Origin of the sequence: Variovorax humicola (assembly GCF_037889915.1) — a bacterium.
GTDB lineage: Bacteria > Pseudomonadota > Gammaproteobacteria > Burkholderiales > Burkholderiaceae_C > Variovorax > Variovorax humicola.
In genome coordinates, this window is sequence record NZ_JBBKZV010000049.1 from 24,409 (window position 1) to 30,408 (window position 6,000).

A 6,000-nucleotide genomic window follows, 5' to 3' on the forward strand; every position below is an offset into this window, starting at 1 on the left:
CCGCGTGAAGCATGGAAGGATTCGTAGCATTTGTCCGTACGCCATCGCACATTGTCCGAGACGGAGTGGAACCTCGCTACCTTCTTGGCAAGGTCACGGAATCGGTGGCTCGACGACGCGCGCAGGCCTCGCCTGCGCGCAATTGAAGCGCGGCGAAGGCCTCCACCATTACACGGCGGTTTCTCCGCACCCTGGCCGCGCCGACATTGGACTCAGGCGCAAGGGCCGCAGGCTGGTGCATCGTCGACCGCGAGGAAGGGTTCGCCGCGCTGGATCGCATGCGCGCGCCAGGCGTGACTACCGGCTTTCATCCCAACGACGACTAGCGGCAAGGTCCGATGGACGACATGACGGTGCGGTCGTAGCCGAAACCGCTGCTGTACCGAGGGTGAACGGGCGCGCGACTAGCATTCCACTCCTGATACGGATTCACGCTGTGATGCCGCTCGACGTTCCGAGGTAAACAGCGTTCACAGCCTCCCTGCCGAAGCCTTCGAGCTGAACTAAGCGCAGAACGCTTGAAGCGCTACAAAACCCGCATCGAGTGCCCCGTCGTAGTCTGGGAAGCAACTCGTTGATGCAGCCACACATTCAGCAAGATTGCTGCTGCTTTGCTTTTTCACCAGCGTCCACGAGAAATCGCTCGGCCCGAATTCGTGGACGACAACGCAGAGCGCGCGGTGCGTCATTGCTGAGTCAACGGGTGCTGCGTACCCAGCTCAAAGCCGAAGTATCGAATCGCCGCTTGACCTAGCGGTGTGAGCTGCGTCACTGTAGCGGCGGTCCGATTGTGGTTGGCGACAGGTTCAAAGCTGAGCTTCAGATAGCCCGCGTCCCTCAGCTGTTTGAGGCGGACCACGTCCGTGCGCATGAAATGCATCGGCAACTGGCCCTTGTGGATGCGCTTGAGGATTGCTTGAGTCATGAGCCATTAGGCGCCATTTGCAGCTTCGGGGTTTGACCTGCATGGTTTGGACGCAAATTGGCAGGGCCTTCACACTCGAAAAGCGGAGCCTGACGCTTGAGTCCGCCGTTTTTGAGGCCGCGGGAGAGCGCCGCTGACGATGCAACTGGGACGGCGGCATCGCTGTCGGGGCCGCCGCGCAGGTGGATCACATGCGCGCTCCGGGCGAGCCGACCGCGGTGCACGCACGCGGCCGAGCCTCAGGGTGGAGAGCCGCGCTGCAGGTCACGCGCGAACGAGCGACGGATGGCGATGAGTCCCGCGAGAGACAGGCCGACTACGGCAAGCCAAAGCAGAACAGGCAGTTGGAGGAAGTGATGCATGATGGTGGATACCTACCGGGTCTTTGGTTCAACGCGCGACCATGTCGCGCGGCTGACCTTGCAGCGAAGACTGTCAAAGCGCCCGGCTCCGGGCCAGCGTACGTCCACCACCTCTCTGCTGCAGCACACATACGCCGATGGCGGCAGTGGGGCTATGCTTGACCCCTGACGGCTCAGAACGGCCAACTGCAGCGATGCGGAGCGGGCGTCGGCTGAAAACCACCTCGAAGTCCGATGCTCAGAATGCCGGTCAACAATCCTCCTCAAGGTTTTCGCGGCTTGCCCCATGGTATTGGCGCCGGCACAGCGCACTGCCCCAGAGCGGAGGTACTTCCGAAATCGGCGGGCCCAACGACCTCGAGGTATTCCATGTCAGGGGAATAGTCGAACAGGAAATGACGGATGCCCGGTGCCTGATGAACGCAGTCCCCAGCTTCCACCAGCGTGTTGCGATCCTCGTACATGAAACGTGCCCACCCCTTCAACATGAACACGATGTGGAACTGTGCTTCGTGAACGTGCCAGCCGGTGCCGTTCTCTGGTCTTCATTGGCTCGCACCAACTGTGCTACGACGCGCCCGCCGGTCGCTTGAGCAACGCCCAGGTCACGATATGTGAAGAAGTCGCGCAAACTTCCAGAGACGAATGACGTGTCGGTAGGCTTGACGTGAGAAAAGCGGGTGGAAAGTTCGGTCATGTTCATGCTTGCGATGTGCAGAGGGGGACGAGCAACGGCCAGCTGTAGGGTTCAAGGAGCATTGACGTCTACGCGCTCCTTGCGTGCATTGAACACCTCGACCGTGTCGCCGATCTCGAAACGCATCAGGTCCTCTCCGAGCGCGAGCGGTCCGTCATAGGTGCTGCGTGTTCGTGAGACGACCTCGGTGGCTGGAACATCAAGCCCCTGATTCGCCTTGATCACGATGATGTGCGTGAACGCAGCCACCTTTGGCTTGGCCATCGCGAAGATTCGACCTGCTTCTTCCGGCGACGTGTGATGGGCGGTGATCTCCTTGAAGCGTGGATAGTCCTTGAGGAGTTGGGGGTCGATGTCCGCGACCTCGTGAAGCAGCAGATCCGCACCCTGCGCCCGTTGAGCAATACGCTCGTCATACGTGGTGTCGCTGGAAATCACGACCTTCTTGCCTTGGTACTCGATCATGTAGCCGAAGTTCGGCTCGATGAGGTCACCGTGATGGGTCGGAAACGCGGTGATGCGTACGCCATTGCGCTCATAGACAACTCCAGCTGCGATGTCGTGCGCATCGAACGCGATGCCCGCCGTGAAGAGTAATGAAAATGTGTTTGTTGCTATTTGGCAAAGCCCATTGAAATCAATGAGTTAACGTGTCGTGGAGTGACTGCGAGCACAACATTACTTCGCTTCTTTTGGTAGTAATTTTGTGCTTATCCGCCTTGCCGTAGTAAAGATGTGCGAATTTGCCGTGATCCGTATGAGCACATGTTTACTACTCAAGGACTGACGGCGCGACGAATCCGGCGTGGCCAATGGCGGCGAACGCCGCGTTTTGAGAGTGAAGGGGCGCCCTCCCCGGCGTCAAGTTGCGAGCCATGCGTTGAACCGCGCTCATCGACGTTGAGCGCGCTCGTAATGTCGACTGCGCGAACATCGCGCAAGGCGCACCGCGAGCACAGTCTTACTACGCTATAAGCACAATTTCATTACACCTCACGGCGTTGCACGCACGGTGAGCGACCCCGACAACATCGAAGCCGAGTTCGCGATCATCGTTCGCTCCGACCTCAAGGGCGCCGGATTGGGAAGGCTGCTACTCGCGCAACTCATCGAACATGCGCGCAGCCGCGGCACCGGGCGCCTGGTCGGCATCGTGCTGCGCGAAAACGAGCGCATGCTGAAGCTCGCCCACGCGATGGGCTTCGAAGATGACCATTCGGAGCCACCGTCTTCCGACCAGCGTCGCGTCGTCATGTCGCTGGCACAGACCAGCCTCGCGACAGCGGAGGAGCTCAGCGCGGGGTGAGCGGCCCCCGCCCAAGGAACCCGCCGGCGTCGTGCAATCGAGGCGGCAAGCGCCACTCCGAACGATGCCGGACAACCGTGGCACCATCAACGCATGCTCGAGCTGTCCCGCCGCATACCGTACCGCACCTGGCCGAGTGCGAGCGCGGTGCTCCTTGCGATCACCTGCTCATATGGTCGCCACTGTCAATAACTACTGCAGGTGATAGGGGGTGAGGTATGTTTTTGGAATCGATCGGGTGATGCGACTCGAGCGTTTGCAGCGACGATGAATCAAGCTCATATCCGCGGATTGGTTACCTGCACTTCATCGATTCGTCGTGGGCCTGCCTCGCTCTAGGGTCGGGGATCATCCTTGCGGTGCCCTGGTAACAGGCTCGAGGGTTGCCCTATCGTTGCTCGTGCCGCATCACCAGATCGATCCCGGAAGTCTCCTTTTTTAGGTTGCCGCACCTTTCTCGCGCTGCGCCTGCATGCCGATCGCCCAGACGAAGCCGGCCAGCTCTCTCGCGACCGCGACGCAGGCCTTGTTGGCTTGCAAGCCACGCGAATTCAAAGCGGCGAACCGCTGGGTCAGCCGCAGTTGCGCCGTCCAACCCATTCTTCGTATGGGTTCGGACAACTCTTGTTGTCGCACCTGCGCCGCTCTGCCGATGCGTGCCTTGAAGCGATAGTTCCAGGCCGCCTCGGTCAGTAGTCGCCGTGCGTGCGCATTGCCTGTCTTGGTGATGCTGCCTCGGCTCGTGCGCTCGCCGCTGGACCGCTCAGATGGAACCAGGCCCAGATAGCCCATGAGCTTGCGTGGATGGGCGAAGCGCCCGAGGTCGCCGATCTCAGCCACCAGGCCGATCGCCGTGATCGCGGCGACACCACGCAAGGCCTGCAGCGCACCCACCACCGGTTCGAAGCGCCAGCCAGTGATCGAGGCCTGCAGCGCCTTCGTCAGCCGATCGACGCGATCGTCCGCTGCCGTCACGGCTTGCCAGTATTCGGTGAACGCTGTCTGGGCGGCGCCGGCGCCGAAGTTCAACGTCCCCAGCCAGCGATAGTAGGCACCGCACCAGGAAGTCTTGCCCTTGTAGCGCACGTCGTGGCGCAGCAAGAAGCCCTTGAGCTGATGGCGGGCCTGCATGCGACCGTGGACCGCATCTTCGCGTGCCCGCGACAGGTCACGAATCGCCTCGTCGTCTGGATCGGGGATCCACACCGCGCTCAACTGGCCCGCGCGCGAGCACTCGGCCAATTGAACACTGTCGCGTGTGTCGTTCTTGATGCGATCGCCTGGACGTCTTGGAATCTGCGACGGGGCGATGATCTCGCAGAGGTAGCCCTTCGCCTTCAAGGCACGCTGCAGCCCGAAGCCCGTCGGACCAGCCTCGTACACGAGGTGCAGTTGCTCCTTGGTGCCAACCTTGGCCAGCACCTTCAACAACTTGTTTACATCGTGCGGAACCTTGCCGATCAGGCGCCCGGGCGCTCGATCCGGCTCGGCTGTCGCCACGCTGATGCTGTCCTTGTGGACGTCCAAACCCACGTGAATCTTGCTACGCTCTTCCATGGTCGGTCTCCTTGTTTGCTGACGACGCAAGTCACAGCATGTAGCTCTGCGTTCTTGGACGCAACCTACGATGTTGGAGACCGGCCGCCTATCCAGAGGGGGCGGCGACCATGATGTCTACGTGGGCGGACTGACCTTCTGGGATCGCCACGAGCCCGGTAGCCGGCCGCTGGCAGCGGGGGAGACACTGACCGTGGGGCACGCCAGGTTCGTCGTGGCCGATGGCTGGCAGATGGACGTATCCCGCTCGAAGGCCGGCCAGTCGTTGATGCTGTACAAGGGCGGCCACAAGTTCCTGGTGACCACCGCCGACTGGAATGGCGGACCGGATGGACCGATGGTTCGGCAGCGCCGGCTGATGGAGCGCGGCCAGGGCCTGCGGGTCGACGGCGAAGTTTCCAAATTCGTCAATTCCTGGGGATTGGAGGGAAAGACCTTCGCCTACTACGGACTGAAGCTGACCGGCCGGTTCTGGCAGGTCGTCGATCGTCCTCGGCGCTCGGTCGTGCAGGTCGACTTCTACGGCAGCAGCGACGGCCTGAGCGAGGCGCCGGAGGAAGCGAACAGCATGATCGACGGCATGGACATGGAGGCGCCGGCATGAATGCGGTCGCCGCCGCACAGGACCCCGCCGACTGGCCGGTGGGCACCGATTCCTTCTTCCAGCCACGCCGCGCCGCCTTCTGGATCCTGGCTGCCTTCATCGTCAATGGCGCGTTCCACACCGCCCACATGCTGGCGCTGGGCTTGCGCGTGGTGCCGGTCACCCTGTGGCTGGGGCTGCTCGTGTGGGGCGGCTACACCCTGGTGTTCGTGCTCGCCTTCCGGACCCTGGACCTGCTCGAACAGCACCCGCCCGAGGCCTTCATGCTGGCCTTCGCGTGGGGAGGCCTCGGGGCGGTGTACCTCTGCGCGCCGGCGAACAACGCCATACGGAGCCTTTGCGCCAAGCTGGTGTCGCCGGAATTCGCTTCCGTCTGGGGCCCGGCGATCGCAGGACCGATCACGGAGGAATTCCTGAAGATCGCCGGCGTCATCCTGTTGATACTGGTCGCGCGAAACCAATTCCAGACCTACCTCTCCGTGCTGATCGTCGGCGCGATGACGGGCCTGGGCTTCCAGGTGATCGAGAACCTCACCTATACCGTCAACG

At 61.9% G+C, this 6,000-nt stretch carries 6 protein-coding genes and 1 pseudogene; 3 read left to right on the forward strand and 4 right to left on the reverse strand.

The genetic code is table 11. The features are described 5' to 3' along the window. Positions 1-685: 685 nt before the first annotated feature. From WKW80_RS34545 to WKW80_RS34555, 3 genes and pseudogenes are all read right to left on the reverse strand, one after another. On the reverse strand, positions 686-925 hold the full coding sequence (locus tag WKW80_RS34545; RefSeq protein WP_340368089.1) for a hypothetical protein: 240 nt from the start codon (positions 923-925) through the stop codon (positions 686-688). Between the two features lie 625 nt (positions 926-1,550). Next, positions 1,551-1,984, reverse strand: a pseudogene (locus WKW80_RS34550) (cupin domain-containing protein). Positions 1,985-2,035: 51 nt separating this feature from the next. Next, complete coding sequence (locus WKW80_RS34555) at positions 2,036-2,626, reverse strand: MBL fold metallo-hydrolase (protein ID WP_340368093.1); 591 nt, start codon at positions 2,624-2,626, stop codon at positions 2,036-2,038. Between the two features lie 343 nt (positions 2,627-2,969). Between WKW80_RS34555 and WKW80_RS34560 the strand changes: the two genes are divergently transcribed. Then, a complete protein-coding gene (locus WKW80_RS34560; protein ID WP_422823031.1) occupies positions 2,970-3,290 on the forward strand; it encodes a GNAT family N-acetyltransferase in 321 nt (106 codons plus the stop codon). Positions 3,291-3,728: 438 nt separating this feature from the next. Here the strand turns inward: WKW80_RS34560 and WKW80_RS34565 are convergent, their stop codons facing one another. After that, positions 3,729-4,847 (reverse strand): IS110 family RNA-guided transposase, encoded by a 1,119-nt coding sequence (locus WKW80_RS34565; protein ID WP_340368090.1) that lies wholly within the window; start codon positions 4,845-4,847, stop codon positions 3,729-3,731. A 70-nt stretch (positions 4,848-4,917) separates the two neighbouring features. On the opposite strand from WKW80_RS34565, the gene WKW80_RS34570 reads away from it, so the two are divergent. Then, a complete protein-coding gene (locus WKW80_RS34570; RefSeq protein ID WP_340368091.1) occupies positions 4,918-5,451 on the forward strand; it encodes a hypothetical protein in 534 nt (177 codons plus the stop codon). Beyond that, the coding region (locus WKW80_RS34575) for a PrsW family glutamic-type intramembrane protease (RefSeq protein WP_340368092.1) at positions 5,448-6,000 on the forward strand (553 nt) is incomplete at its 3' end. The genes WKW80_RS34570 and WKW80_RS34575, both read left to right, overlap by 4 nt.

What these genes read in the sequence shown, in the direction of transcription:
- WKW80_RS34545 (WP_340368089.1), bottom strand. Translation starts at nt 925, where the DNA reads ATGACTCAAGCAATCCTCAAGCGCATCCACAAGGGCCAGTTGCCGATG.
- WKW80_RS34570 (WP_340368091.1), top strand. Translation starts at nt 4,918, where the DNA reads ATGTTGGAGACCGGCCGCCTATCCAGAGGGGGCGGCGACCATGATGTC.
- WKW80_RS34565 (WP_340368090.1), bottom strand. Translation starts at nt 4,847, where the DNA reads ATGGAAGAGCGTAGCAAGATTCACGTGGGTTTGGACGTCCACAAGGAC.